Origin of the sequence: Gramella sp. MT6, assembly GCF_019357415.1 — a bacterium.
Lineage (GTDB): Bacteria > Bacteroidota > Bacteroidia > Flavobacteriales > Flavobacteriaceae > Christiangramia.
In genome coordinates, this window is sequence record NZ_CP048410.1 from 849848 (window position 1) to 876023 (window position 26176).

Below are 26176 nucleotides of genomic sequence, written 5' to 3' on the forward strand. Positions count from 1 at the left end.
TTTAATTTAGAAACCAATTTCTACTCCTAAAGAATAATTTTGAACATTTGGATAGGAACCAAAGTCAACACCTCTCTGAAAAATATTAGGATTACTAAACTCCGGGTCCAGCCCTTGGTAATCTGTGATCGTAATAATATTTTGAGCTGAAAGACTAATTCTTGCCTTATCAAAGCCAATTCTTTTTAATGCAGTTTCTGGAATATTATATCCTATACCCACATACTTTAATCGTACAAAACTGCCATCTTCCAGCCACCTGTCTGAATCCCCTCTTGAATTAAGAGTCGTTCCTCTAACAATCCTAGGAAAATCGGTGTTCGGGTTTTCAGGAGTCCATGGCTGAATTCCTGAGCGATAGTTACTATCATCATCAAATCTGTCTACAACACTTCTGAAACCGTTATAAACTTCAGCTCCAAAAGAACCAATCCAGTTCATGGAAAAATCGAAATTTTTATACTGTGCACTGGCATTAAAACCCATCTCAAAGTCTGGCCACGGACTGCTCACTACAGTTTTATCTGCATTAGTAATCTGTCCGTCATCATTTACATCCTTAAACCTGATATCTCCGGGTAATGCATTTGGCTGAATAACATCTCCTTCAGAATTAGTATAATTGTTTATTTCTTCCTGGCTCTGAAACAAGCCATCAGTCTGCAGAACGTACCACATACCTACAGGTTCTCCTGATCTTGTAATCGTATTTCCCTGAATACTTTCATTTAACCCGTTTCCTAGTGAAACAAGTTCATTTCTTAATCTCGTGAAGTTAACCGTGGCATTATAACTAAAGTCGTCATTAACTTGTTCACGATAAGAGGCACTTAACTCAAAACCTCTGTTTTCAACTGTAGCTGCGTTCGAAATAGGATTACCGCCATCATTTCCGGTTGAAAGCAGGATTGGAAATCCAAAAAGAACATCTTCAGTTTTGGCGATAAAATAATCTCCTGTTAATTGCAGTTTATTATCTAGAAGCCCCATATCAAACCCGATATTGGTCTGCTTCAGAGTTTCCCATCTTAATTCTGAATTGGCAAGTCTCACCTGGGTTGCAGAAGGGTAAAGGGTTTGACCATCACCAAGTACGATCGCTCCAAATGTGTTGATGAAGCCCTGATACTCGTAATTTCCAATATTACCACTACCAAGTTCACCATAACTGGCTCTTAGTTTAAGATCACTAATGGTTTCAGAATTGAAAAAACTTTCATTACTCAAACGCCATCCAAGGGATACAGATGGAAAGTTTGACCATTTATTTGCATCACTAAATCTAGAAGATCCATCTCTACGAAGCACGGCATTTAAGAGATATCTATCATCAAAATTATATTCCAATCTACCTAAATATGAAAGTAAAAGCGATTCATTTCTAAATCCTCCAACCTGCGCCTGATCCCCAAGGTCAAGTACATCAAAGTATTCTCCCGTATTAGGATTTATAAGAAGGTTTCTTTTTAAACCATTTATCTGTTCATACTTATCTTTTTGATAAGTAGTACCTACTAGAAGTGATAGATTATGTTTTCCAAACTCCTTTTTAAAGGTTAATGTATTTTCAAAAAGTATGGTTTCAGATTGAGCCCTGTTTTGATTTGTAAAAGAAGGTTCGTAAGGTTGATTAAGTGTCCAGTTTCCTTCTCTTCTTAGGTATAGGTATTCGTCGAAACTTGTCTCATACCCAAAATTAAAACGATAATTAAGCCACGGAAAAGGATCTATTTCTGCCCAGACATTACCTCTTATTCTGAAATTTTCAGTTTCCTGATCAATGAGATTTGCCAGCGCTACTGGATTTGCGGCAAAAACATTAGCTACTCCAGATTTACCGTAACCATATCCTCCTGGATTATCTTCGTCGTAAACAGGAATTGTTGGAAACAATCTTACTACATCAAAAAATGGATTCCCTCTAAAACCATCAGATCCACCAATTTCATCTGTTTTTGAGTTAGATAAAGCCAGATTCTCTCCAATACTAAAAATGCCTTTTTCTCCACTGGAATTAACTCTAAAAGAAATTCTGTCAAAATCTGTAGATATTACAGTTCCCTTATTTCCAAAATAGTTCCCTGAGATAAAGTAAGAAGAATTTTCACCTCCTCCAGAGAAACTCACATTCTGATCCTGTATCAAACCCGTCCTGAATACTTCTTCCTGCCAGTCTGTATTCACACTTAAATCCAGTTCCTGCCTGGGAACTCCTCCATTGTCATAAGCCATATTATTCAATCGAACGAATTCCTCCTGGCTGGCAAGGTCATATCTTGGTATTTCTGTAACACTCATCTTCGAGCTTACTGTAACTTTTAGAGGTCCTTGCTTACCTTTTTTGGTTGTGATAATGATTACCCCGTTGGCTGCTCGAGATCCATATATAGCAGCAGCAGCAGCATCTTTCAAAATTTGAATAGATTCAATATCATTTGGGTTAAAATCCCGGTTAGCCGTAGTAACCAAACCATCTATGACATATAATGGATTAGAACCCTGCAGGTTTTTCAAACCTCGGATCTCAATTCTGGCTTCCTGACCCGGTTGTCCTCCTCCTCGAACATTAACACCGGAAGCGAGGCCTTGTAAACTTTCGGCTACCGTGGTAGTTTGCCTTTTTGAGATTTGTTCAGAATCAACTACTGAAACAGCACTGGTAAGATCCTTTTTTTGCTGGGTACCATAACCAACTACTACCACCTCATCTAAAGCTGCTAGATCTTCCGCCAGATTAACATTAATTTCCGTCTGACCATTAATAGCAATTTCTCTCGTGGCATAACCTATATAACTAAATACAAGTGTACCATCGGCAGGCGCCGAAATTGTGTAATTACCATTTATGTCTGCCGAGGTTCCTGTTGAGGTACCTTTTAGAATAACATTCACAAAAGGAATTGGTTCTCCTTCGGTCGTAGTTACTGTTCCCGTGATCTCAGAATTCTGTGCTTGCATAGATTGCAGGCTCAGCGTGAAGAAAATCAGGAAAACACTTAACTTAAATTCAAAACGTAATTTAGTTCTCATAGAATTCCATTTAGAAAATTTTAATTATTAGTTAGTCAATTGAAACATATTGATGAAATAAGAATAGATAACCATTTCATTTTAATGCTACCACAATCATACATCATTATATATTTCGTAATTTCAAGTTTCATATTTTATGATATTGAAAATTTATATCGCAAATAATTATGAACTCATCGTTTATCAAAGTAGATTATTTTAATTCTATAAAGTGGAAAGAATCCGTTTCAATATTTGAACAAATTGGTTCAACTTTAAGAAAAAGTTAATTTTAAATGCATTTTGAATCAAATTGTTGAATGATGACACACTTTGATTCTAAAGAGATGTGAAGAATTTTCGTGTTTTGTATTATGAACAGAATTGTACTTATTTTGATCCTTATGATTATTCCCCTGGCTCACGGCCAGGACCTTCCCTTTAAACATTATATGGTGGAAGATGGATTATCTCATAATTCTGTTATAAGCATGCTACAGGATCACAGGGGTTTTATGTGGTTCGGGACAAAAGATGGACTCAATAGGTTTGATGGTTATAATTATAAAATCTTTCAGCATAAACCTGGAGATACAAATAGTATTGGGAGTAATTTTATTAGATGCCTACATGAATATGATAATATTATCTGGGTAGGAACAGACACAGGGTTGTTTAAGTATAATGAGAAAACAGAATCCTTCAGTTTAATAGAGAGTACAAAAGATCAACCCATCCTGGATATCACAAATGATGCGAAAGGAAATTTGTGGTTCAGCGCCGCTGGAAATCTTCATAAGCGCTCCTTGAATAAGAAAAATCCCTCTGAAGAGATCTATAAACAAAATTATATTTCCTTTATTTCTGCAAGCGAGGCTGGTGATATTTTTGTTTCCTCCTCTGAGGAACTATATAAGTTTATTGAAGACAATAATTCATTTCAGAATATAAGCTTGAATTATGATAAGCCCGTAATAATTACAGAAATAAACGCAACTCTATCTGCAGATACTCTTTATATAGGAACTAAAAATAATGGAGCCCTTATTTATGACTTGAAAGAAAGTCGTGCTTCCCTTTTATTAAGCGAGCAGGAAAATCCATTATTCGTTCGAAGTTTTCTAAAAAAAAATGATTCAGAAATATGGATAGCAAGTGAATCCGGGATATTCGCTTATAATTTTGAAAGTCAGGAATACCAGAATTTCAGGAAAAACTACAATAACCCGTACTCTCTTTCAGACAATGCGATCTATTCCCTGGTAAAAGATAAGGAGGGAGGTATCTGGATTGGAACCTATTTTGGGGGTGTGAATTATTTTCAGAAACAATTCACCCCATTTCAAAGATACTTTCCCAGGGTGGGTGAAAACTCTATAAGCGGAAACGCTGTAAGAGAGATCGAAATGGATAAAAATGGCAATTTGTGGATAGGAACAGAGGATGCCGGACTTAACAAACTAAATCTGGAAACCGGTAATTTCGAAAATTTTGCATCCGTTGGAAATAACGGAACAATTGCACATTACAATATTCACGGACTTCTAGCCCATGAAAATGAGTTATGGATTGGCACATTTGAGCATGGCCTGGATATTATGGATATCAATACAGAACAGAAAATCAGACATTATGGGACAGACGAGGATGAGGGGGGGCTTAGAAGCAATTTTATCCTGTACATCTATAAAGCTGAAAATGGTGAAATTTATGTTCTAACATCTTCTGGAATCCATAAATATTTACCTGCATCAGACTCATTTGAAGTAGTAGAAGGATTTCCTGAGACCTATCATTACACATATATTCATGAGGATAAAGACGGAACATTCTGGGCTGGTACTTATTGGGATGGTTTATACTATTTCAACCCCAGAACAGGGGAGAAAGGATTTTTTAAATATGATCGTAACGACCCGAATAGTTTAAGTTCCAACGTTATAAACGGAATTTTTCAGGATTCCCATAATCGGCTTTGGATCACTACCGAAAATGGTTTGAATCTTTATAATGCTGAAAAGCAAAATTTCACAAGGATTACCCGTGATGATGGTTTCCCAAGTAATGTAACTTATTCAATCCTGGAAGATAAAGAAAAAGATTTATGGGTAAGTACCTCCAGTGGTCTGGTAGAATACAATCCCGAAAAAGATAAAATAAATGTTTATACCAAATCTAATGGATTACTAAGTGATCAATTCAATTATAGTTCCGGATACAGAGATGCAACAGGTAGAATGTATTTTGGAAGCGTAAATGGTATGATAAGCTTTGATCCATCTGAATTTATTCAGAATAATTATCACCCTCCAATATATATCAATGATATTCAGATCAACAATAAGGAAGTAAAAATTCAAGGACAGGACTCTCCTTTAAATCAATCCTTGTCTTACGAAAATCAGATAACACTGGATCATACTCAGTCCACATTCAGCCTGGAATTTTCATCTCTTACCTTCACCGCGCCTGAAATGACCGAATATTTTTACAAATTAGAAGGTCTTAGCGACAACTGGGTTTCTATAGGTAAAAATCATAAGGTAAATTTTACAGAATTACCTGCCGGCGAATATACTTTCAAAGTAAAAGCGCTGAACAATCACGGTGTTTGGAGCAACGAAAGTGATGAGCTTAAAATTGAAATTTTACCGCCTTTCCTGGCCAGCACCACCGCCTACTTTATTTATGCTTTCCTGCTATTGATCTTGATTTACGGCCTGATGCGCTACTATCACAACTACAACAAAAATAAACATAACAGAAAAATAAGGCAGTTGGAAAACGATAAGGAGAAAGAAATCTACCAGGCAAAGATTGAATTCTTTACTAACATCGCTCATGAAATTCGCACGCCTTTAACCCTGATCAAAAGTCCGCTGGAAAAGCTCCTTAAGAACACCTATAAATCACCGGAAATACCTAAAAATCTGGGGATCATGGATAAGAATACCACAAGACTTTTAAACCTTGTAAATGAATTGCTTGATTTCAGAAAAACTGAAATGAAAAACGTTAAATTGAGTTTCTTCAAGGTGAATATTTCAGAATTACTACAAGAAACCTATGTTAGGTTCAGCCAGTTAATTCAGGAAAAAAATCTCGAATTTAATATTAAGGTTATTGAAGATTACGTTTATGCGTATGTAGATGAAGAAGCGATCAAAAAAATCCTGAGTAACCTATTTAGCAATGCTATTAAATATTCACATTCTCGTGTAGAAGTAAGGCTACTGGAGCAGGAACACGAATTTGAAATCATTATTAGTAATGATGGTAAAATCATCTCACCAAACTTAAAAAACAGAATTTTCGAACCATTCTATAGAATTCCGGATGAAAACCAAAGCTCTGTAGGTAGCGGAATTGGCTTGTCGCTTTCTTACTCTTTAGCAGAATTACATAACGGTAAATTGTCTCTGGATTTTGATGATGATCGAATGAATACCTTCAAATTAAAAATGCCAATCCATCAACAGGAAGAGTTTAAGAATATAAATGCTGAATCTGTAAATAAGCGGGAATTTAATAGTATTGAAAAAGTGGGATTTGATAAAAATGCCCCTATCATCCTTATTGCTGAAGACAATGAAGAATTGATAGATTTTATCGCTTCTGAAATGTCGGTTTTCTACAAGGTTTTAAAAGCCAGAAACGGTTTTGAAGCTCTTAAGTGTATTGAGCAGTTTGAAGTACAATTAGTTATAAGTGATGTGATGATGCCAGCCAAAAATGGTATTGAATTGTGCGGCCATATTAAGAATGACATGAGAACGAATCATATTCCTGTGATTTTGCTTACTGCGAAAGATTCGCTAAACGCAAAAATTGAAGGATTGGAATCTGGTGCTGATGCGTACATATCAAAACCATTTTCCATGGAGCATTTACAGGTTCAGGTTTCTAATCTTTTAGAGAACCGAAGATCTATTTTAGGGCACTACAGTAATTCTCCTCTGGCTCATCTTCAGTCTATATCATTTTCAGAAGCCGACAAAACTTTCCTCTCTAAATTGGATCAGGTCATGGATACTAATTTAAAAGATCCAGATTTAAATGTAGAATCATTATCAGTCCACATGAACATGAGCAGGTCTACGCTTTATCGAAAAATAAAGGAGATTTCAGATATGTCACCAAATGAACTGATCAACACCAGCCGGTTAAAAAAGGCAGCCTTTTTGCTTAAATCAACGAATATGAAAATTTATGAGGTTTCAGAAACAGTAGGTTACAGATCGCAAACAAGTTTTGGCAGGAATTTCCAGAAACAATATAATATGACACCTTCAGAATTCATGAATGAAAATATGGAAAGCGTTCAGTGATCAAAAAATTCACGAGCGATAATTCGTTTTAAGAGTTTCTTTCTCGTCCGGAATAAATTTGAAATCTAGACTAAGAGCAGAAACCAACAGTTAAATCTAATTAATTCAAAATTCTTTTTCGGGTAGAATTTCTATGTATAATAGAGGTCTCGATTTTATGCTCTTTAGGCTGCTCTGATAATTTCCCTTCTATCCTTTTAATTAAAATATCCAGAGCAAGTTTTCCCTGCTTTTCTGCATGTTGATCTACCGTACTAAGAGATGGCCTGAAATGTTCACTCATAATTCCATTGGTAAAACCGATCACACTTAAATCTTCGGGAATATTATAACCTGCATTCAAAGCACTTTTCATTACCAAAATAGCTCCCAATTCATCAGATGCCAGCACCGCATCTATTTGCTCTATCTGCATTAAATGAAGTAATTTTTCATCTGGAAATTCATTTTTATTAAAACATACTATGAATTCTTCCAGGTGAAGGTATTTAATGGCTTCAGCATATCCCTTTTTTCGTTCGTTATCCACGCTTGTATCCTGAATCCCGGAAAAATATGCGATTTTTTTACAACCGGTAGCATAAAGTTCAAGAATTGCCTTTTTTGCCTGCAAGGAATCGTTAATTAATATTTTGTCACAATTAACCTGAGGTAGAATTCTATCAAAAAGAACAAGAGGAATATGATTATTTTTTAAGATTTCCAGATGGTCCGTTTTAATCGACGCCTGGGTTTCCTTGGAAAGAGAAATTATTAGTCCATCAACCTGACCCTTCACTAAAGTTTTGATGCTTTCCGCCTCCTTATCCATAGATTCGTTAGAAATGCAAATAACAATACGATATCCCATTTCACTTGCCTTAGTTTCAATTCCATGTAAAGCTTCAGCAAAAAAGTGGGAAAGAATTTCGGGAACTATCACCCCAATTGTGTGAGTTCTTTGGGTCTTAAGGTTTACTGCTGAAGCATTTGGAACGTAATGATTCAGCTTTGCAAGCTCCTTGACTCTTTGCACCGTTTGTGCACTTATTTCAGGATTATCATTTAAAGCTTTGGAAACAGTGCTTATAGAAACATTGAGCAATCTTGCTAATTCCTTTAAGGTAATCCTCTTGTCCATGATGATTAAAAATTGTTCTACCTAAATTAAAATGAAGCACCAGTTCACAAATTATAATGAAAAAGGTTATTTATCATTCTTCGTCCAATGCTAAATATAATAAACGTAATGATTACGCTTATTATAAAAATCATATAATATTGGTATTTCTTTGAAATAAATGGACAAGAAATTTATTTGAAAAAAACTTAAGAAAAGTGGATATAATAGATCCATCAAATAAAAAAACCCTTGTAAAAGATTACAAGGGTTTCTGTACTCGAGGCGGAACGAAGATATATCTTGTTGTATAAAAAGTAATGTGTATTTTTAATACTAATGGTATAGAATTTCTATACTTTATACTCAATAAGATATATTAAACCTTCTATTGTACTAATTACTACTCATTTTTGTCGGCCATATGTCGGACAAATTTGTACTCGAAAAATCGATTATTTTAATTAAAATTTGCCTTTAAAAATGTCTGGCCCGCCTTTAAAAGTTCGAAACTATTCTGATTATTTCTCTAAAAATAAATTAAATAATGAATTGGAAGATTTTGAATTAGATTATCGGTTTACCGGAAAAAGAATAGGTAAAAGCGGAGAGATAGAATTATTTGTCATCACATCTGTGGTCGATGCAAAAGATAATATGTTTGTAAGAACTTGTGAGTATTCAGGCAATAAAAGCGGTTGGAAAGATGCTATTAAAGAACAACTTTCGAATTTATTAAGTAAAATTCAAGTTAGCAAGGGTTTTATTGACAGTAAATTACGATATTTAGAAATCACACCAGAAAATTATCTAGAACCTGAGAAATTTGAAACTTTTCTTGGAGGTCTTAAATACAAATTAGAAATTAAAAAAGGAGAGTCGTGAAAAAAGCGTTCACCCTATTATTGTTATTTACTGCATTTTCCATTCAAAGTCAAACATTTCAAATCACTAAAATCCGTGATCTAGAAACAAAGGAAATATCAAAAGTTGATATGACTGTTAACATTGAGAAGGATACTATTTTTATTTCGGAAGGTTATGGCAGAAGACACTCTGTGAGGAAAGGGGTTATAAGAGACTCTTATGAAGTAAAAAATAAATATTTAGGAAAATCTACAAACCTTGAAAGTATTGTCCAAAATGAGCCAGTTTTACTAGATATAACTTATAAACCTGAAAGTAATAAAAAGTTTATTTTACTGACAGAAGTTAACATTTTAGACAAAACCGTTAAAAGAGAGAAATTATTTTTCGAATAAATCAACCATGATAAAAATTATCCTACCTGCTATTATCACTTTAGCAGGCAATCTAATATTCTACCTTTGGATTAAAGGAAGGATTGATAAATCAATTGAAAAGAACAAAATAGCATACAGCGGAATTTTTAAAGAGAAAATTCTCATTTACAGAGAACTTTTAGAAAGGACATATGCTATTAAAAAAACACTTTCTCGTTTTCAATACCTCGGATCAAAAGAGGAAAGTATTTCAATTATGGAGTCAATTAATGACTATATAATGTTCTATAATATTAATCAACCATTTCTATCTGAAAAAATGCTGGTGGCCCTCAATGAAATCAGAGAAACATTTCAAGAAATATTTGATTCTTTTTACCTGGAGATTGCAGCACCAAATAACTCAAAAAAATCAAATGATAATTTAAAAGAGTTTTTTGAGGCAGGAAATAAACTTAGAACTAATGAGCCGTTTAATAAAATCGAAAAAGAAATTGTTGCCGAAATGAAGCAGGATTTACAAATTGAAAATTTCCGATAAATAAAAAGGTAGAAGAAAACATATTATTCTTAGGTCAAAAACTGAACAATTAACTTTATAACCAATAAACATTAAATGAAAAAATTTACAATTTCAATGCTTGTTTTAATAACATGTCTATCCTGTTCTTCAGATGATACTGATGAAAGCTGTGAACTTGAAATTTGGGGAATGAGTTTTTCTTCTTCTTCAGGAAAATATATAATTGATTATGGTCCTGATGAGAATAATACACAAAGCATAGAGGTTGATAAATATACTTATGATTATTACGTAGGAATTACTGAAGATGATAATCCGGAAGATTGCTGGGAAGGACCTAAATAAGCAATATTTAATTTTAGGTTTGAAGTGAAAAGCAGAACAATTTATTCGATATAGGAATACATATCAATTAAGATGAAATTGTATTCATCAAATCGTTGCTTTTTATTCGAAATCAATACATATGTTAATTATTAAAGCATAAATAACTGATATTCAGATATATATAAATTAAATTTTAACGTTTAGATTGAATTTTATCGGCCAAATATCGGACAAAAAAACAGCTTAAAAACAAGTAAAGCCTTGAAAATCAAGGCTTTACAATTTTACTCTGTACTCGAGGCGGGAATCGAACCCGCACTCCCGAAAGAACTGGATTTTGAATCCAGCGCGTCTACCAATTCCGCCACTCGAGCTTGTGGACGGCAAAAATATAAAAAATTTGGTTCAGAAAAATGAAATCTATTTAATTTCTGAAAAGACCGGTGCCGAACATTTAATTTGAAGGTTTTATTATTTATAACTCACTAATATTCAATTTTTTACTAATTTACCGCAACTGTTTTTATTCCGTTATTATGCGATTTCTAAAAATTATAGCTTTCACGCTTATTGCCTCCCTATTATCTTGCTCAGGAGAAGACCCAGACCCAACACCTCCATCTGAAAAACCAAAGGAATTTCAGCTCAGCACCAAGATCATCGGAGTTTGGGAGGTTGATAATACAACTAGCAATTCTCAAGAAGCGAATATTAAACAGGAAGCAGGAACACCCTGTTATATTTTCTCATTTATTTTTAATGCTGATGGAACTTTTATTATCCATTACCGTTACGGCACCCTCGAAGGTGAATATGATGTTATAGATGAAACAAGCATCAGCCTTAATAGTAATGGCAAGATTAGCGAAATAAACTTCAGTGACGATGCGATTTATTTTTCAGCAGAACTTAACGGTATTTGCAGCACGTCATTTCAGTGTAACAAGGTAACCTATAATTCCGCGGGGAATTGTTTCTCTTTTCTAAAATGTAATGACGAGAAGGTCTGGAAAATGGAAGAGAATGGCCAGATGATTTTTCTAAAATTTCTTAATTATTCCCAGGGAACCTGGATGAGGAAGTTCAGGATTGAAAATGGGAGAAATTGTTTTACAGTACAAAACAACCAGCTGGATGATGCTACTCTTATCATGACCCGAAATAGTGGAAACTCTCTCATCTATATACGTGAAACTGAAACTGGCAATGAGATCTATAACTTTATGGTCAATACAAATGGTTATCTCGAATTGAAGATAGAAACAGCTTCTGAAGACACTATCGAGATCTATAAACCGACAGACCAGGCTGAACTGGATACTTACCTTTCTTATTCTGAATGTGGGGCTAAAACCTATATCCCTGATGATATTTTTGAACAAAAACTTATTGATAGTGGTCTTGATAACGTGATGGACGATTATGTTCTTACCGAGAACATTTTGGATATAACAGGAGTAGCTTTCTATAATTGGGAGATAAGGGATCTTACTGGAATACAGGATTTTATCGCTCTGAAAGATCTCTATGTGCAACCCGCAGAATTATTTGAAATAGACCTTACCAAAAATGTAAATCTGGAAAGATTATTTTTGAGTTCACAAGAAATGACCGAGCTGGATATATCCAAAAATACCAATCTCGAAAGCTTTTATTTTGAATTTGGCCAGATAGAAAGTATAGATTTTTCTAAGAATCCCAATTTAAAATTTATAGAAATTCATGGTACCACCATTTCCTCATTAGATATTTCTGTAAATAAAAAACTGGAAATGCTTACTGTTGAAGGAGGCAATCTCACTAGTGTAACTACGGGTACCAATGAATCACTTTGGCATATAAACCTAAGTTTTCTGAAAATTTCAGAATTTGACCCTTCCCTGTTTCCAAATTTAAAAGAGCTGTTGCTGGGAGATAATCAATTAGGTGAAATTGACCTCACCTCTTCGAAATTTCTGGAATCATTGGAACTTAGCAAGAATCTATTTACGCAAATAGATCTTTCTGGTAATCCTGAATTAAAGGAATTTACGATTGCTCAAAATGACCTTAACAGCCTTGATCTTTCGAATAATCCCGATTTATATAGGTTCTATGCTCCAGATAATCCAAACCTGGAGTGTATTCAGGTAACCCAGGGTCATTTAGATAGGATCAATAATAATAATTCTTATTTAAATTGGGTAAAGGATGAAGGAACTACTTTTTCACTCGATTGTGGATATTGAGCATTATCAATCTCTGAAAGTCAAAACCTTTGCTTTTTCCAGCATTTTTTTTGCCGATCTCCAGTCGGGTAATTCCTTAGTTTCAAAGGTAAGGGTCCTTATCTCCCGGGCGATTTTCCGGCTACTTTTCATGGCTTCGAGGTGCGCACCGCTTCTCGCAAAATCATTAAGTTCTTTTTCCCCGGGCCACAAGGTCATGGTATAATGTTTCATCCAGAACCCCGTTTTTTTAAATTCCAGATTATTAGAATTCTGAAGTTGCTTTGTTACCTTCCAGGCATATATGGAAAGTGGAAAGAACTTAAAAGGCCCTTTTAATTCTATGGAGGTGATCGTTGCTTTCATCTTCCCCTATTTTAGGCTGAATAAAGTTAAATAATTCTCTAGTTACTTTCTTCAATTTCCTTCTCAATGAGCTCCATCATATCGTCTATTTCTTCCAGCAATGGTTCATAATGTGATTTTTCGGTGCTAATTCCTGTAAGTATGTAGATAAGCAGGTTATTCTCGAACTCTTGAGATTCCAAAACTTCGAGATTACTCTTTAAATCTGTCGAGCTTCCCAGCCCCATGAATTCCTGAGCAATGCCGGTATCGTCCAGGATGGTCCTAATATCCCTTTCTTCGTTCCTGAAAATATCCAGCATGATCTCCCGCTGCTCTCTTAGATTAGCTTCCTGCCTGTGTACACTTTGAATGATAGATTCCCAGGAGGTAAGTTTTTTTCGAAGTTCTGTATTAGAAATATCCTTCAGGCTTCCCGAATTAATCATTTCATTGAGCAATGAGTTATTAGGATTATAATCTATCTCATAAGAAAAGGAATTGAAAAGAAGCTCAGAAAGTAATTTTTCATCTGAAAGTTTTTCCGGATGATCAATAAAGTCTACGATCTTTTTTCCTCCTTCATAATTTAACCGGTTTACTTCTATAAGATTTTCCAGCTTGATCCTGCTTTGCCGGAATTCCTCTTGTAATCCTGCCAGATAGAACTGCTCTCTTTCTTCAATAATCTTTCTCTGATTCCAGTTATTAATCCCCAAAGCGATCAGGATCCCTATTACGATCAGGATCACCTCACCAACTGCGTAAAGAAGATATTTACTGAATTTGTTGCGTTGTAGTAACCACCTTCGGGTCTTTCTAAAGAAACTGATCATTCCCACTCTATTAATCTGGAGTCTTTATAATATTGAGTATAATATTGCCGATCTTTTCTCCACTCATAACATAATTAAATGCATTTTTCACCTGTTCTATGGAATAATTGCGATCAATAAGTGGTCTATAATTCCTGCTCTCCAGTAGTTCAGAAATGATCCTTAAACTTTCCGGGGTATTCTGAGGAAGAGGAAATCTTACTTTTTTACCTTCTGAAAAAGTGGTGCTTATGGCTAAAAATGGATTCTGGGAATAGGGGCCTAATTCTGAAGAAATATAGATCCCATCATTTACCAGCAATCTTTTACAATTTCCGAAAGTACTTTTACCAACCGAATCAAAAACATAATCGAACTTTTCATCATCCTGGGTAAAATCCTGAGTTTTATAATCTATCACCCGCTCTGCTCCCAGTGCGTTCAGTTTTTCAAGGTGATCTGCAGGTCCCGTAGCCACTACTTTCAACCCATTATATTTAAGTAATTGAATCAATGCCGAACCAATTGCACCTGTACCACCATTGACCATGGCTTTCTCGCCTGACCGTATTTTCACCTTATTTATGAAATTGATCGCGTAATGCGCACCTTCAGCTGAAGCCACTGCATCCTGAAAAGAAATGTCGTTAGGAATATGCCTAACCGCCTTTTTAACCGATACTTTCATAAATTCAGCCATAGAAGAAAGACCATTATCATCGAATCCAAAAACCCGGTCGCCGGGTTTAAAATTGTTCACCTCTTTACCCACTGCAACTACTTCCCCGGCAAAGTCGGTTCCCGGAACAGTCTTCATAGGCCCGGTAATTCCTGTAAAAAGTCTTACAACATAAGGTTTACCGGTAAGATTAGAACAATCTGTCCGGTTAACTGTGGTGCAATGTACCTTGACCAGTATCTCTTCGTCACCTACTGAAGGTTTATCGATCTCCTTAATACTTAAAACCTCCGGTGACCCGTAATGGGAACGCGTTACTGCTTTCATACCTATAAAAACGGAGTTTTTTATTACAGACCTCTCAAATTCAGAAAGATAGAACCGTTTGTAGAGTGAATTTAAATATTTTATTTGAAATCAGCCATGCCGTCAATATCTCTTTAAAATTTCACTCTGGAGGTTATAAGTCGCATTTTTATGTCAGTTTAATTCTGATTTTAGTTAAGGCTTGGAGAGATTTAGATCTTTCGCGATCTTCTCAGCATTCTTGCCTTTAGATAAACTAACCACAATCTGCTTTTCTCCCGGAATAAAGTTCAGAAAGATCCTTTTTACCCCCATCGCAGGTTTGGGTATCAAATTTCCCAAAGGAGATATCAACATTGAAATAACATTTCCCTCCATGCATACTAATAATGGAAACCACAGATTTTAAAAAAAATACCACTAAAGAGGTATTTTCAGGCCGCATTGCCGATTATTGAAAGCTTTATCATGTATACTCATCTTTGCTTTTCTATGAATAAGTTGTACTTTCGGGTCTTTCCTTTTTAAAAGTTTTATATGTCTCAATTTTGGCTCTACTTCAAGCTTGGCCTGGATCATGTTCTGGACTGGCAGGCCTACGACCATGTTCTGTTTTTGATAGTACTGGTAGCTTCCTACGGTTTTAGCACCTGGAAACGTGTTTTATGGCTAGTAACCTTGTTTACCCTGGGGCATACCCTGGCTTTATTTTTATCGGTCTATGAGATCGTTAGAGTCGATTCAAACTATGTAGAATTTCTCATTCCGGTAACCATCCTGGCAACTGCTATTTTCGATATTGCCACCGCAGGAAAAAAGGTTAGAAACACCAATTACAGTGTTTTATATTTTACTACTATATTCTTCGGCCTTATTCACGGCCTTGGCTTTTCATCTTATTTCAAGATGATCGCCGCAGGCTCTGATAGCAAGTTTTTACCACTTATAGAATTTGCTCTTGGGATCGAGGCCGCACAGGTAATTGTAGTTCTGGCGGTAATGATTATTGGATTTTTATTACAGAATGTCCTTAATGTATCCAAAAGAGACTGGATAATTGTTACCGCGTCTATCGTTATCGGGATCATACTTCCTATTTTGGTCGATAGCTACCTGGCACTTTAGATATTATATTTTTCAAAAGATTTTTTACCAATAATCCTTTAATTTGCAGTCTATTATTTATTATTAGACCTATTAGTCTTTGCCTATTTCCATGAATAAGAAAAAACAACACAAATTCGATAAAGCATATTTGAGAATTGCCCGAGAATGGAGTAAATTATCTCATTGTAATAGAAAACAGGTTGGCGCGTTAATTGTAAAGGATAGAATGATCATTTCTGATGGTTATAATGGTACGCCTACCGGATTTGAAAATTTTTGCGAAGATGAGGAAGGTTATACCAAGTGGTTTGTTTTACACGCTGAGGCCAATGCGATCCTGAAAGTCGCCGGTTCTACTCAATCCTGTAAAGATGCTACTTTGTATATTACCATGTCTCCGTGTAAGGAATGTAGTAAATTGATACACCAATCTGGTATAAGCAGGCTGGTTTACCATATTGATTATAAAGATAATTCCGGACTGGAATTTTTACGGAAAGCAGGAGTAGAACTGGAACAAATAAGTGAACTCGAAGATTGAAAGGAAAAAATAAAATATATACACCGCTGTTATTGAGCATTGCCTGCGCCATAGGCCTTATCCTTGGTGCACGACTGAATTTTGACCCTTCAGACGAGCTTTTTACAGCCAATCCTAAAAAACAAAAATTAAACCGGCTTATAGATTATATAGACTATGAGTATGTAGATGATGTGAATACAGATAGCATCGTCGACGTAACGGTAAATAAGATCCTGGAAAATCTTGATCCACATTCAGTATACATCCCAAAAGAGGAATATGCCCGGGTCACCGAAAACATGAAAGGCGATTTTGTGGGTATAGGTGTAAGTTTCTATAATATCCAGGATACCATTGTAGTTATAAAAGCCCTTGAAGGTGGGCCCAGCGAAAAAATTGGTATACGTGGCGGGGACAGGATCTTATATGCTAACGGAAAGAAACTTTTCAATCTGGATATTAGTGAAGATTCTATTACCACTCAGTTAAAAGGCAAGGAAAACACACGGGTAACGATCAAGGTACTTCGCAAGGGTATCAAAGACCTGCTTACCTTTAAGATCAAAAGAGGCAAAGTACCATTGAAAAGTGTGGATGCTTCTTATATGCTGACCGATAAACTAGGATATATAAAAATAGATCGCTTTTCTGAAACTACTTATAAGGAATTCAGCGAAGCTATTACCGAACTAAAAGCTAAAGGCGCCAGGGAATTGGCTCTGGACCTCAGGGATAATCCAGGAGGATACTTGTCTGAAGCCATCAATATTGCCGACGAATTTATCAAGGATGATAAACTTATTCTTTTCACTAAGAATAAAAGCGGAGCCATCGAAGAAACTTATGCCCAGAGAGAAGGCAGCTTTGAAGATGGAAAGGTCTATGTACTTATCAATGAAAATTCTGCTTCTGCCAGTGAGGTGGTGGCCGGAGCTCTACAGGATAATGACGTAGGAACTATCATTGGCCGTCGTTCTTACGGTAAAGGACTTGTACAGCGCGAAATGGAACTTGGTGATGGTAGCGCGGTGCGACTTACTATCGCCAGGTATTACACTCCAACCGGAAGGTCTATTCAAAAACCTTATGATAATGGCAACGAATCCTACTTTAATGATTACATGCGCCGCTATAAAAATGGCGAGCTGAATAGCGAGGATAGTATTGAAGTGAACGATTCCCTAAGGTATGTTACGCCAGGAGGAAAAGTAGTTTATGGTGGAGGGGGAATAATTCCCGACATTTTTGTTCCCAAGGATACAGATTCTGAAAAAGAAAAACTCACTTTTTTACTACGCAGTGGTTATATGAGCAGATTTGTATTTTCCATTCTTGAAGAAAACAGGGAATATTACAATTCTATCACTAAAGAAGAGTTCAGAAATGAGATCGAAATTACGGACAAAATGATCAGTGATTTTGACAGATATTTACGACAGTTAAATATTGGTCTTAAAGCGACCAGCGATTCACACAAACCTCTTTTAAAGAAGTATTTAAAAGCTGAAATTGCCCAGCAACTTTTCGGAAATAATGTATTTGAACGGTATTTAAATGAAGATGACCGATTAATTGAAAAAGTAATTCAGTTGTCCGATGAAAAATAATATTTTGGACAATGAATGCAGAAAATATTAGAATATTTGTCTGAAATCTGGCCTTTTACACCGCTATTTTTTTTCATCATAGCAGTCTGTTTCAGACTGTTGGACAATAGCGCATACCTATTCCTTAGAAAGGAAATCCTGATCAACTCTTCTAACGTATCCAGAAGTGTATTAAAAGACCAGATCAAAGCAGCTGAGGATCCCGACTTCAGCAGACAATTAAAAAGGGCATTACTATTCAGGAATTTGCAGCAAACTTTTTTGATTTCAGCAGTTATCAGCCTTCCGGTTTGCGTAGCTTTTTTCTACTTATAATAATTTATCATGCACCTTGGTGTGCTCTCCATTATTCCATTCGGTTAGAATATCTGTAGCCACCGCTGCTCCACTACCACTGGCAATAGCATACTGGCTCCTCCAACCTGCGAGAGTACCCGCAACATATAATCCTGGCTTCACCAGGTGATCATTATTATCCAATTGGACACGGTTCTTTGAGGTCTTTGCCTTTTTATGCGGAATAAGGTATTGCTCCAATCCCTTTATTCTGAAAGGACTGGTATAACCAACAGCAACTACGACCATTTTAGAGCTATATTCAGATTTATTAGTTACAATCCTGTATCCTCCATCGATCTCCACCACCTCTTTTACTTTTTCTCCTGAAATTTGCTGCATTTCAGGATATAATTCAGTTAACTGATCTACTCCTTCTTTAAGCAATTCAGCACCTTTGGTCCCTGCGGCAATTCCAAAGACATTATTCAGCAAAGCAGACTGTAAATGCGAAGATCTTTGATGCAGGATAATTCCTGCTTTCTTATTTTTAGCAAAATCCTTCTGTAAACCAGAACCAACCACAAGAGCACAGGAAAGCCCAGCGGTACCACCACCAACTATAAGCAGATCAAAATCCATAGAAATTATTGCTGTTTTTTAGAGATTGTTCTGGACATCAACAATATAACCATAAGTACGATTACGCAAAGACTGGCTAACATTACGATCAATGCGTTAGCGCTATCACCACCGGTAAGATCTTGAAAATCCAGTGCACTGGCACTAACTCCAATAAAAACAACTGCTAAAAATATGATGGTATAAATAAAATACTTCATGTAAATAAATTCTGAATATTTGCTGCGAAAAGTTTTACCGCAATAGCAAGTAATATCACTCCAAAAACCTTTCTAATTACATTAATACCCTGGGATCCAAGAATCTTCTCAATTTTCGCAGAAGATTTTAGAACGAGGTATACAAATATAATATTGATAATAATAGCAACAATGATATTTACCGTTTCATATTCAGCCTGTAGCGAAACAAGAGAAGTCATGGTTCCTGCTCCAGCTACCAAAGGAAAAGCCAAAGGGACCACAGATGCCGTTTCTGGAGCATCATCCTTATAAAGACTAATGCCCAGGATCATTTCTAAAGCCAGGAAGAAAAGGATAAAAGAACCAGCGACAGCGAAAGAATTTACATCGATACCAATAAGGCTAAGGATCTCCTTTCCTAAAAAAAGAAAGACCACCATAATAATTCCTGCCACTATCGAAGCTTTCTCGCTTTGTATATGACCTACTTTTTTCCTAAGATCTATAATAATAGGGATACTTCCAATAATATCAATTACCGCAAAAAGCACCATTCCCGCCGTGAATATTTGCCTGAAATCTAACACTTTAAACATAACAACCTGTATTCAAAATTGGCGGCAAAAGTACTTCAACTTATCTGATTGACAATCGGGTAGGCAGGTTAAATTTATGTAAATTTTCTTGGCATAATTCTTCGCCTTAAAACTTAGAAAATTATCTTTGCCGCATGTTTCAATTAGGTAAGACTTTAGTATCAGAAGAGATCATTAAAAATGATTTTGTGTGCAACCTTTCAGCCTGCAAGGGAGCCTGCTGCATAGATGGCGAAGCCGGTGCACCAGTGGAGCCAGAAGAAAGGGCTATCATGGAAGAAATCTATCCTAAAGTAAAGCCATATCTTAGAAAAGAAGGTATTGAAGCAATAGAAAAACAGGGAGTATATATCACCAGGGAAAATGGTGAAATTGAAACTCCACTTATCAACGAAGCAGATTGCGCCTATGTTACTTTCGACGAAAGAGGCACAGCTTTATGCGGAATTGAAGAGGCTTATAATCAGGGCGATATCGACTGGAAAAAACCGGTTTCCTGCCATCTTTATCCGGTGAGGATACAGGAATATTCATCATTTTCAGCAGTTAATTATCACCGATGGGAGATCTGTGACGATGCCTGTAGTCTTGGAGCAGAATTACAGGTACCTATATATAAATTTGTAAAAGATGCTCTTATCAGAAAGTTTGGTGAGGACTGGTACAATGAACTGGAAGTCATCGCAAAGGAAATTCAGCCACAAAAATCATGAAAACCTAATTTACAGGAGCTTATATTACTAATTGAATTAAATTTTAGTTATATTTATTCGTCAATTTGAAAAGAAAATTCAATCTTTTCATTTCTCCCCCCTTAAATTTTTTTTAAGTATCAGGACATTTTTATGTTCCTTTTGTGGTTATATGATATTTACGGAATTAAATTTTTCATCTATCCCACAGATTTTTTATAGGTGGACCAACCAAAAAATTAATTCTGTTTTCTAGAAAACCGGTAAATTTTTACCGGTTTTCGCATTTCTGAACTTTGAATTACACCCGTTTTCGACCGTATTTTACTACCTGTGAACAAGTCTTTACAAAAAGTTGACTTTTTCTGGATATATAATTATTAACAAGTTATAAATGTCTGATTTACAATTTTTTAAATCGTTTTTTTAAGATCTACCCATATAAACTCTGAGTTGAGCCCTGTTGAAAACTTTGTTGAAAACGTTTACACCTATTTCTTTCATTATCTCTCTCATTTTTAAATATTTGTTAAAGACTTTTCACTCAGAACCACAAAGACTTAAAAATTTAACAATTATGGCCCAAAACGAACCCATTTTACAGGAGAACAAAGATCGCTTTGTAATCTTCCCAATTAAGCACCATGATATTTGGGATTGGTATAAAAAAATGGAGGCTTGTTTCTGGACCGCAGAAGAGATCGATCTTCACCAGGACCTTACCGACTGGAGCAACAAATTAAGTTCAGACGAGCGTTATTTTATCAAGCATATTCTGGCATTCTTTGCCGCTTCAGACGGAATTGTTAATGAGAACCTGGCCGAGAACTTCGTAAATGAAGTTCAGTATTCTGAAGCCAAGTTCTTCTATGGTTTCCAGATCATGATGGAAAACATCCATTCTGAGACCTATTCTCTTTTGATAGACACCTATGTAAAAGACGACAAGGAAAAAGATCAGTTATTCAGAGCTATAGAGGTTTTCCCAGCTATTAAGAAAAAAGCAGACTGGGCCCTAAAGTGGATCGAATCTGATTCTTTTGCCGAAAGACTTATCGCTTTTGCAGCGGTTGAGGGAATCTTCTTTTCAGGAGCTTTTTGTTCGATCTTCTGGTTGAAGAAACGTGGTTTAATGCCTGGCCTAACCTTCTCTAATGAGCTTATCTCGAGAGATGAAGGGATGCATTGTGATTTTGCAGTTCACCTGCATAACCATCACCTGGTAAATAAAGTACCTAAAGAAAAAATAAGAGAGATCATTATTGATGCTCTAAACATAGAACGAGAATTCGTTACTGAGTCACTTCCGGTAAGCTTAATTGGAATGAACGCCAAATTAATGACGCAGTACCTGGAGTTTGTTACAGACAGGCTTCTGGTAGAACTGGAATGTGAAAAAGAATACAATGTTTCAAATCCATTCGACTTTATGGATATGATCAACCTGCAGGGTAAAACCAATTTCTTCGAAAAGCGTGTAAGCGAATACCAGAAAGCAGGAGTTATGAACAAAGACAAAGAATCAGACGAGATCAGCTTTGATGCTGATTTCTAAAGTGCAACTGCGCTGTGTCCCCCAACGCGGCGCAAGTTGACCTTTAATATTTCATCCGGAATTTCTAAATTATTAACAAGGCCTAACCAGCCTGCATGGGAATGCTAAACCTACTTCCCAGGGATATCTTAGCCCAACTAACTAAATTTTGTAGCGTATGTATGTAGTAAAAAGAGACGGGAGAAAGGAGCCCGTTATGTTCGACAAAATCACTGCGAGAGTTAAAAAACTCTGTTATGGCCTTAATGAACTTGTAGACCCGGTAAAAGTTGCCATGAGGGTGATCGAAGGTTTATACGATAACGTAACCACCAGTGAATTGGATAATCTCGCTGCCGAGATTGCGGCGACCATGACAACCTCGCATCCAGATTATGCTAAACTTGCTGCCAGGATCTCTGTTTCTAACCTGCATAAGAATACGAAAAAGACCTTTTCTGAGGTAATGACAGATTTATATGAATATGTAAATCCACGTACCGGAGAAAAAGCTCCTTTACTTTCAGATGAAGTTTATAAAGTGATCATGGATAACAGCGAAAAGCTGGACTCCACCATTATTTATAACCGCGATTTCGGTTATGATTATTTCGGATTTAAAACCCTGGAAAGATCATACCTGCTGAAATTGAATGGGGAAATAGCTGAAAGACCTCAGCATATGTTAATGAGGGTTTCCATTGGTATTCACATTGATGATCTGGACGCTGCCATAGAAACCTATGAGCTGATGTCTAAAAAGTATTTTACACACGCTACACCAACTCTTTTTAATTCAGGAACTCCTAAACCACAGATGTCTTCATGCTTCCTTTTAACCATGAAAGACGATAGTATAGACGGCATTTACGATACTTTAAAACAAACTGCGAAGATCTCACAATCTGCAGGTGGGATAGGACTTTCAATTCATAATGTAAGAGCGACGGGATCCTATATCTCTGGAACTAACGGAACTTCAAACGGGATAGTTCCTATGCTAAGGGTTTTTAATGATACTGCCAGGTATGTTGACCAGGGAGGTGGAAAAAGGAAAGGTTCTTTTGCAATGTATGTAGAACCATGGCATGCAGATATTTTCGATTTTCTTGATCTTAAAAAGAACCACGGGAAAGAAGAGATGCGTGCACGTGACCTATTCTACGCCATGTGGATGCCAGATCTTTTCATGAAAAGAGTCCAGGAAGATGGTAAGTGGACGTTAATGTGTCCGCACGAATGCTCGGGCCTTTTTGACACTTACGGAGAAGAATTTGAAAAACTATATGAAAAATATGAGGCTGAAGGAAAAGGCCGGAGAACAATAAAAGCAAGAGAGGTTTGGGAAAAGATCATGGAATCTCAGATCGAGACCGGAACCCCTTATATGCTTTATAAAGATGCTGCGAATAGAAAATCCAACCAAAAGAACCTGGGAACCATTCGCTCATCCAATCTATGTACAGAGATCCTGGAATATACCAGTGAAGATGAAGTTGCGGTTTGTAATCTTGCTTCTATTGCTTTACCTATGTTCGTAAAAGGAGATGAATTTGACCACAAGGAGCTTTTCAAGATCACCAAAAGAGTGACCAGGAACCTTAACAAGGTAATAGACAGAAATTACTACCCGGTTAAGGAAGCAGAGAATTCTAATATGCGTCATCGCCCGGTAGGACTGGGAGTTCAGGGACTGGCAGATACTTTTATCAAGCTTAGAATGCCATTTACTTCAGATGAAGCGAAAAAGCTAAACCAGGAGATCTTTGAAACACTTTATTTTGCCGCGGTTTCAGCATCTATGGAAATGGCCAAAGAAGAAGGTCCTTATTCAACCTTTAAAGGTTCGCCTATAAGCCAGGGAGAATTTCAGTATAACCTTTGGGGAATTAAAGATGAAGAGCTTAGCGGAAGATGGGACTGGGCAAAATTGCGCAAGCAGGTAATGAAAAATGGAGTTAGGAACTCCCTTCTTTTAGCGCCAATGCCAACTGCTTCTACATCCCAGATCCTTGGAAATAACGAAGCTTTTGAACCATACACTTCGAATATTTATACCAGAAGAGTACTTTCAGGAGAATTCATCGTGGTGAACAAGCATTTACTGGAAGATCTTGTTTCCAGAGACCTATGGACCGAAGATGTTAAGAACGCAATTATGCGTAACAACGGTTCTGTGCAGGATATAGACGTGATCCCAGATGACCTGAAAGAGCTTTATAAGACAGTTTGGGAAATGAGCATGAAAGATATCATAGACATGTCCAGACACAGAGGATATTTCATAGATCAGTCGCAGTCGCTTAACCTGTTCATGGAAAATGCGAATTACAGCAAACTGACCTCGATGCATTTTTACGCCTGGAAGAGCGGACTAAAAACTGGAATGTATTATCTTCGAACCAAATCTGCGGTGGATGCTATTAAATTCACCCTGGAGAAAGAAAAGAAAAAAGAACCCCTTGCAGCCGTGTCTCAAGCACCGGCAAAAGCAGCAGAAAAACTTCAGGCGAAACCTCAACCGGTAATTTCTCATCAATCTGAAGAAGAAGGAGCATTATCTCCGGAGGAATTAAGAGCGATCATTGCTCAATCGAAAGAGGCTGAAGGAGATGATTGCCTTATGTGCGGATCTTAAAATTTTGGCTAATTCAAATTTGAATTGAAAAAGGGGAGGTAGTTTTTACTTCCCCTTTTTTTGAAAGTCCTGCAAAGCCAATTAGAACTTCTTTTTTATTAAATTCGGGCCCTGAACAGCCAATTCTTATACTGAAAAATTTACAATGAACTGGGAACAACTTCTATCTCTCAAACGTTTTGGGGACACGCATAAAAGATTAAGAAAAGAACAGAACGAAACAAGGCTTGGTTTTGAAGTAGATTATGACAGGATCATTTTTTCTTCGGCATTCAGAAGTTTACAGGACAAGACCCAGGTCATCCCACTTTCAAAAACAGATTTTGTACATACCAGGCTTACCCATAGCCTGGAAGTTTCGGTAGTTGGGCGTTCTCTAGGTAGACTGGCCGGACAGAAACTTATAGAAAAACATCCGCATCTTAAAGACACTTTTGGTTACCAGATGAACGATTTCGGCGCCATTGTAGCCGCAGCGGCACTGGCACATGATATTGGGAACCCACCGTTCGGGCATTCTGGAGAAAAGGCGATTGGCGAATACTTCAGCCATGGAAAGGGAAAACGATTTAAGGATCAACTTTCAGATAAAGAATTCCAGGACCTGGTAAAGTTCGAAGGTAACGCCAACGGCTTTAAAATACTTACCCAGAACCGTCCGGGGATCACCGGTGGTCTCAGGCTATCTTATTCAACTCTTGGAGCCTTTACCAAATATCCTAAAGAATCGCTTCCGCATAAACCGTCAAGAAAAATTGAAGACAAGAAATTCGGGTTTTTCCAAAGTGAAAGAACCATTTTCGAGGAAGTAGCTGAAGAACTTGGCCTGAAAAAGACACGCGAAGGAAAGGATATTGGTTATTCCAGGCACCCGTTAGCATTTCTGGTTGAAGCTGCAGATGATATTTGTTATACCATCATCGATTTTGAAGACGGCATCAACCTTGGTCTAATCGATGAAGATTATGCTTTGGAATACCTCATCAAACTGGTAAAGGACAATATCAATACTTCCAAATATAACCAGCTAAAAAGCACAGCAGACAGGTTAGCATATTTGCGCTCCCTGGCCATAAATACGCTTATCGTAGAAGCAGCAGACATATTTATTAAAAATGAAGAGGCGATCCTTAATGGCGAATTCCATGAGTCTTTATTCGATATGAGCCACTACGAGGCGCAAATCAAGGATATCATTAAGATAAGTATTGAAAAGATCTATCAGAGCGAGGAAGTGATAAGCAAGGAGATCGCGGGTTACAGGATGCTTTCCTACCTACTGGATATTTATACCAGGGCGCTGTTACCTGAAGGTGATGATGAAAATTCAAATTTCACTAAACTGGTGTTGAAATCGGTACCGGAGCTAAACCCATTACAGGACAGCGATTCTGTTTATGAAAAACTGATAGGAATTTGTTCCTATACGGCTTCATTAACCGATGGAATGACCGTTGCTTCTTTTAAGAAATATAAGGGACAAAGTTTATAAGT

General features: G+C 36.6%; 23 protein-coding genes and 1 tRNA gene. 14 read left to right on the plus strand and 10 right to left on the minus strand.

What is annotated here, in order from left to right; genetic code table 11:
* Positions 1–6 precede the first annotated feature (6 nt).
* Positions 7–3030, minus strand: coding sequence for a TonB-dependent receptor (locus G3I01_RS03925; protein ID WP_219551253.1), 3024 nt, complete (start codon positions 3028–3030; stop codon positions 7–9).
* Between the two features lie 356 nt (positions 3031–3386).
* Between G3I01_RS03925 and G3I01_RS03930 the strand changes: the two genes are divergently transcribed.
* Positions 3387–7340 carry a hybrid sensor histidine kinase/response regulator transcription factor gene (locus G3I01_RS03930; RefSeq protein WP_219551255.1) on the plus strand — a complete coding sequence of 1318 codons (3954 nt, stop codon included), beginning with the start codon at positions 3387–3389 and terminating at the stop codon, positions 7338–7340.
* 100 nt (positions 7341–7440) lie between these two features.
* Here the strand turns inward: G3I01_RS03930 and G3I01_RS03935 are convergent, their stop codons facing one another.
* Complete coding sequence (locus G3I01_RS03935; protein WP_219551257.1) at positions 7441–8460, minus strand: LacI family DNA-binding transcriptional regulator; 1020 nt, start codon at positions 8458–8460, stop codon at positions 7441–7443.
* A gap of 462 nt (positions 8461–8922) precedes the next feature.
* Here G3I01_RS03935 and G3I01_RS03940 point away from each other — a divergent pair, with 462 nt between their 5' ends.
* The 4 genes from G3I01_RS03940 to G3I01_RS03955 all read left to right on the plus strand — a co-directional run bounded on the left by G3I01_RS03940 (position 8923) and on the right by G3I01_RS03955 (position 10551).
* Positions 8923–9324 carry a hypothetical protein gene (locus tag G3I01_RS03940; protein WP_219551259.1) on the plus strand — a complete coding sequence of 134 codons (402 nt, stop codon included), beginning with the start codon at positions 8923–8925 and terminating at the stop codon, positions 9322–9324.
* Positions 9321–9701 (plus strand): hypothetical protein, encoded by a 381-nt coding sequence (locus G3I01_RS03945; RefSeq protein WP_219551261.1) that lies wholly within the window; start codon positions 9321–9323, stop codon positions 9699–9701. Before G3I01_RS03940 ends, G3I01_RS03945 begins: the two co-directional genes overlap by 4 nt.
* Positions 9702–9708: 7 nt before the next feature.
* Positions 9709–10224: a hypothetical protein gene (locus G3I01_RS03950; protein WP_219551263.1), complete on the plus strand. Its 516-nt coding sequence runs from the start codon at positions 9709–9711 to the stop codon at positions 10222–10224.
* A 75-nt stretch (positions 10225–10299) separates the two neighbouring features.
* Complete coding sequence (locus G3I01_RS03955; RefSeq protein WP_219551265.1) at positions 10300–10551, plus strand: hypothetical protein; 252 nt, start codon at positions 10300–10302, stop codon at positions 10549–10551.
* A gap of 274 nt (positions 10552–10825) precedes the next feature.
* Here G3I01_RS03955 and G3I01_RS03960 read toward each other — a convergent pair.
* A tRNA-Leu gene (locus G3I01_RS03960) sits at positions 10826–10907 on the minus strand.
* 162 nt (positions 10908–11069) lie between these two features.
* Here G3I01_RS03960 and G3I01_RS03965 point away from each other — a divergent pair.
* Complete coding sequence (locus G3I01_RS03965; RefSeq protein WP_219551267.1) at positions 11070–12761, plus strand: hypothetical protein; 1692 nt, start codon at positions 11070–11072, stop codon at positions 12759–12761.
* 6 nt (positions 12762–12767) lie between these two features.
* Here the strand turns inward: G3I01_RS03965 and G3I01_RS03970 are convergent, their stop codons facing one another.
* The 4 genes from G3I01_RS03970 to G3I01_RS03985 all read right to left on the minus strand — a co-directional run bounded on the left by G3I01_RS03970 (position 12768) and on the right by G3I01_RS03985 (position 15263).
* The gene (locus G3I01_RS03970) at positions 12768–13106 is read right to left on the minus strand and encodes a DUF3291 domain-containing protein (RefSeq protein ID WP_219551269.1); all 339 of its coding nucleotides are present in this window, start codon (positions 13104–13106) and stop codon (positions 12768–12770) included.
* A gap of 38 nt (positions 13107–13144) precedes the next feature.
* Complete coding sequence (locus G3I01_RS03975; protein WP_257710735.1) at positions 13145–13921, minus strand: DUF6090 family protein; 777 nt, start codon at positions 13919–13921, stop codon at positions 13145–13147.
* Positions 13922–13931: 10 nt separating this feature from the next.
* Positions 13932–14906, minus strand: a complete 975-nt coding sequence (locus G3I01_RS03980; RefSeq protein ID WP_219551273.1) for an NAD(P)-dependent alcohol dehydrogenase — start codon at positions 14904–14906, stop codon at positions 13932–13934.
* A 174-nt stretch (positions 14907–15080) separates the two neighbouring features.
* Positions 15081–15263 carry a hypothetical protein gene (locus G3I01_RS03985; protein WP_219551275.1) on the minus strand — a complete coding sequence of 61 codons (183 nt, stop codon included), beginning with the start codon at positions 15261–15263 and terminating at the stop codon, positions 15081–15083.
* Between the two features lie 159 nt (positions 15264–15422).
* Between G3I01_RS03985 and G3I01_RS03990 the strand changes: the two genes are divergently transcribed.
* The 4 genes from G3I01_RS03990 (at position 15423) to G3I01_RS04005 (ending at position 18437) form a co-directional block, all read left to right on the plus strand.
* A complete protein-coding gene (locus G3I01_RS03990) occupies positions 15423–16010 on the plus strand; it encodes a HupE/UreJ family protein (RefSeq protein ID WP_219551277.1) in 588 nt (195 codons plus the stop codon).
* 91 nt (positions 16011–16101) lie between these two features.
* On the plus strand, positions 16102–16533 hold the full coding sequence (locus G3I01_RS03995; RefSeq protein WP_219551278.1) for a dCMP deaminase family protein: 432 nt from the start codon (positions 16102–16104) through the stop codon (positions 16531–16533).
* The gene (locus G3I01_RS04000) at positions 16530–18122 is read left to right on the plus strand and encodes a S41 family peptidase (RefSeq protein ID WP_219551280.1); all 1593 of its coding nucleotides are present in this window, start codon (positions 16530–16532) and stop codon (positions 18120–18122) included. The genes G3I01_RS03995 and G3I01_RS04000 overlap by 4 nt, the downstream gene beginning before the upstream one ends.
* Before the next feature lie 15 nt (positions 18123–18137).
* Positions 18138–18437 carry a hypothetical protein gene (locus G3I01_RS04005; protein WP_219551282.1) on the plus strand — a complete coding sequence of 100 codons (300 nt, stop codon included), beginning with the start codon at positions 18138–18140 and terminating at the stop codon, positions 18435–18437.
* Here the strand turns inward: G3I01_RS04005 and G3I01_RS04010 are convergent.
* The 3 genes from G3I01_RS04010 to G3I01_RS04020 are packed head-to-tail and all read right to left on the minus strand — an operon-like array spanning position 18432 to position 19818.
* Positions 18432–19040, minus strand: coding sequence for an FAD-dependent oxidoreductase (locus tag G3I01_RS04010; RefSeq protein ID WP_219551284.1), 609 nt, complete (start codon positions 19038–19040; stop codon positions 18432–18434). The two genes, G3I01_RS04005 and G3I01_RS04010, sit on opposite strands and share 6 nt — an antisense overlap.
* Positions 19041–19045: 5 nt before the next feature.
* On the minus strand, positions 19046–19240 hold the full coding sequence (locus tag G3I01_RS04015; RefSeq protein WP_219551286.1) for a hypothetical protein: 195 nt from the start codon (positions 19238–19240) through the stop codon (positions 19046–19048).
* Positions 19237–19818 (minus strand): MarC family protein, encoded by a 582-nt coding sequence (locus G3I01_RS04020; protein WP_219551288.1) that lies wholly within the window; start codon positions 19816–19818, stop codon positions 19237–19239. Before G3I01_RS04020 ends, G3I01_RS04015 begins: the two co-directional genes overlap by 4 nt.
* Positions 19819–19952: 134 nt before the next feature.
* Here G3I01_RS04020 and G3I01_RS04025 point away from each other — a divergent pair, with 134 nt between their 5' ends.
* The 4 genes from G3I01_RS04025 to dgt all read left to right on the plus strand — a co-directional run bounded on the left by G3I01_RS04025 (position 19953) and on the right by dgt (position 26174).
* Positions 19953–20531 (plus strand): DUF3109 family protein, encoded by a 579-nt coding sequence (locus G3I01_RS04025; RefSeq protein WP_219551290.1) that lies wholly within the window; start codon positions 19953–19955, stop codon positions 20529–20531.
* Between the two features lie 556 nt (positions 20532–21087).
* Positions 21088–22065 carry a ribonucleotide-diphosphate reductase subunit beta gene (locus tag G3I01_RS04030; protein ID WP_219551292.1) on the plus strand — a complete coding sequence of 326 codons (978 nt, stop codon included), beginning with the start codon at positions 21088–21090 and terminating at the stop codon, positions 22063–22065.
* 157 nt (positions 22066–22222) lie between these two features.
* Entirely contained in the window at positions 22223–24682 is a 2460-nt protein-coding gene (locus G3I01_RS04035; RefSeq protein ID WP_219551294.1) for a ribonucleoside-diphosphate reductase subunit alpha, read from the plus strand.
* A gap of 145 nt (positions 24683–24827) precedes the next feature.
* A complete protein-coding gene (dgt, locus tag G3I01_RS04040; protein WP_219551296.1) occupies positions 24828–26174 on the plus strand; it encodes a dGTP triphosphohydrolase in 1347 nt (448 codons plus the stop codon).
* Positions 26175–26176 lie beyond the last annotated feature (2 nt).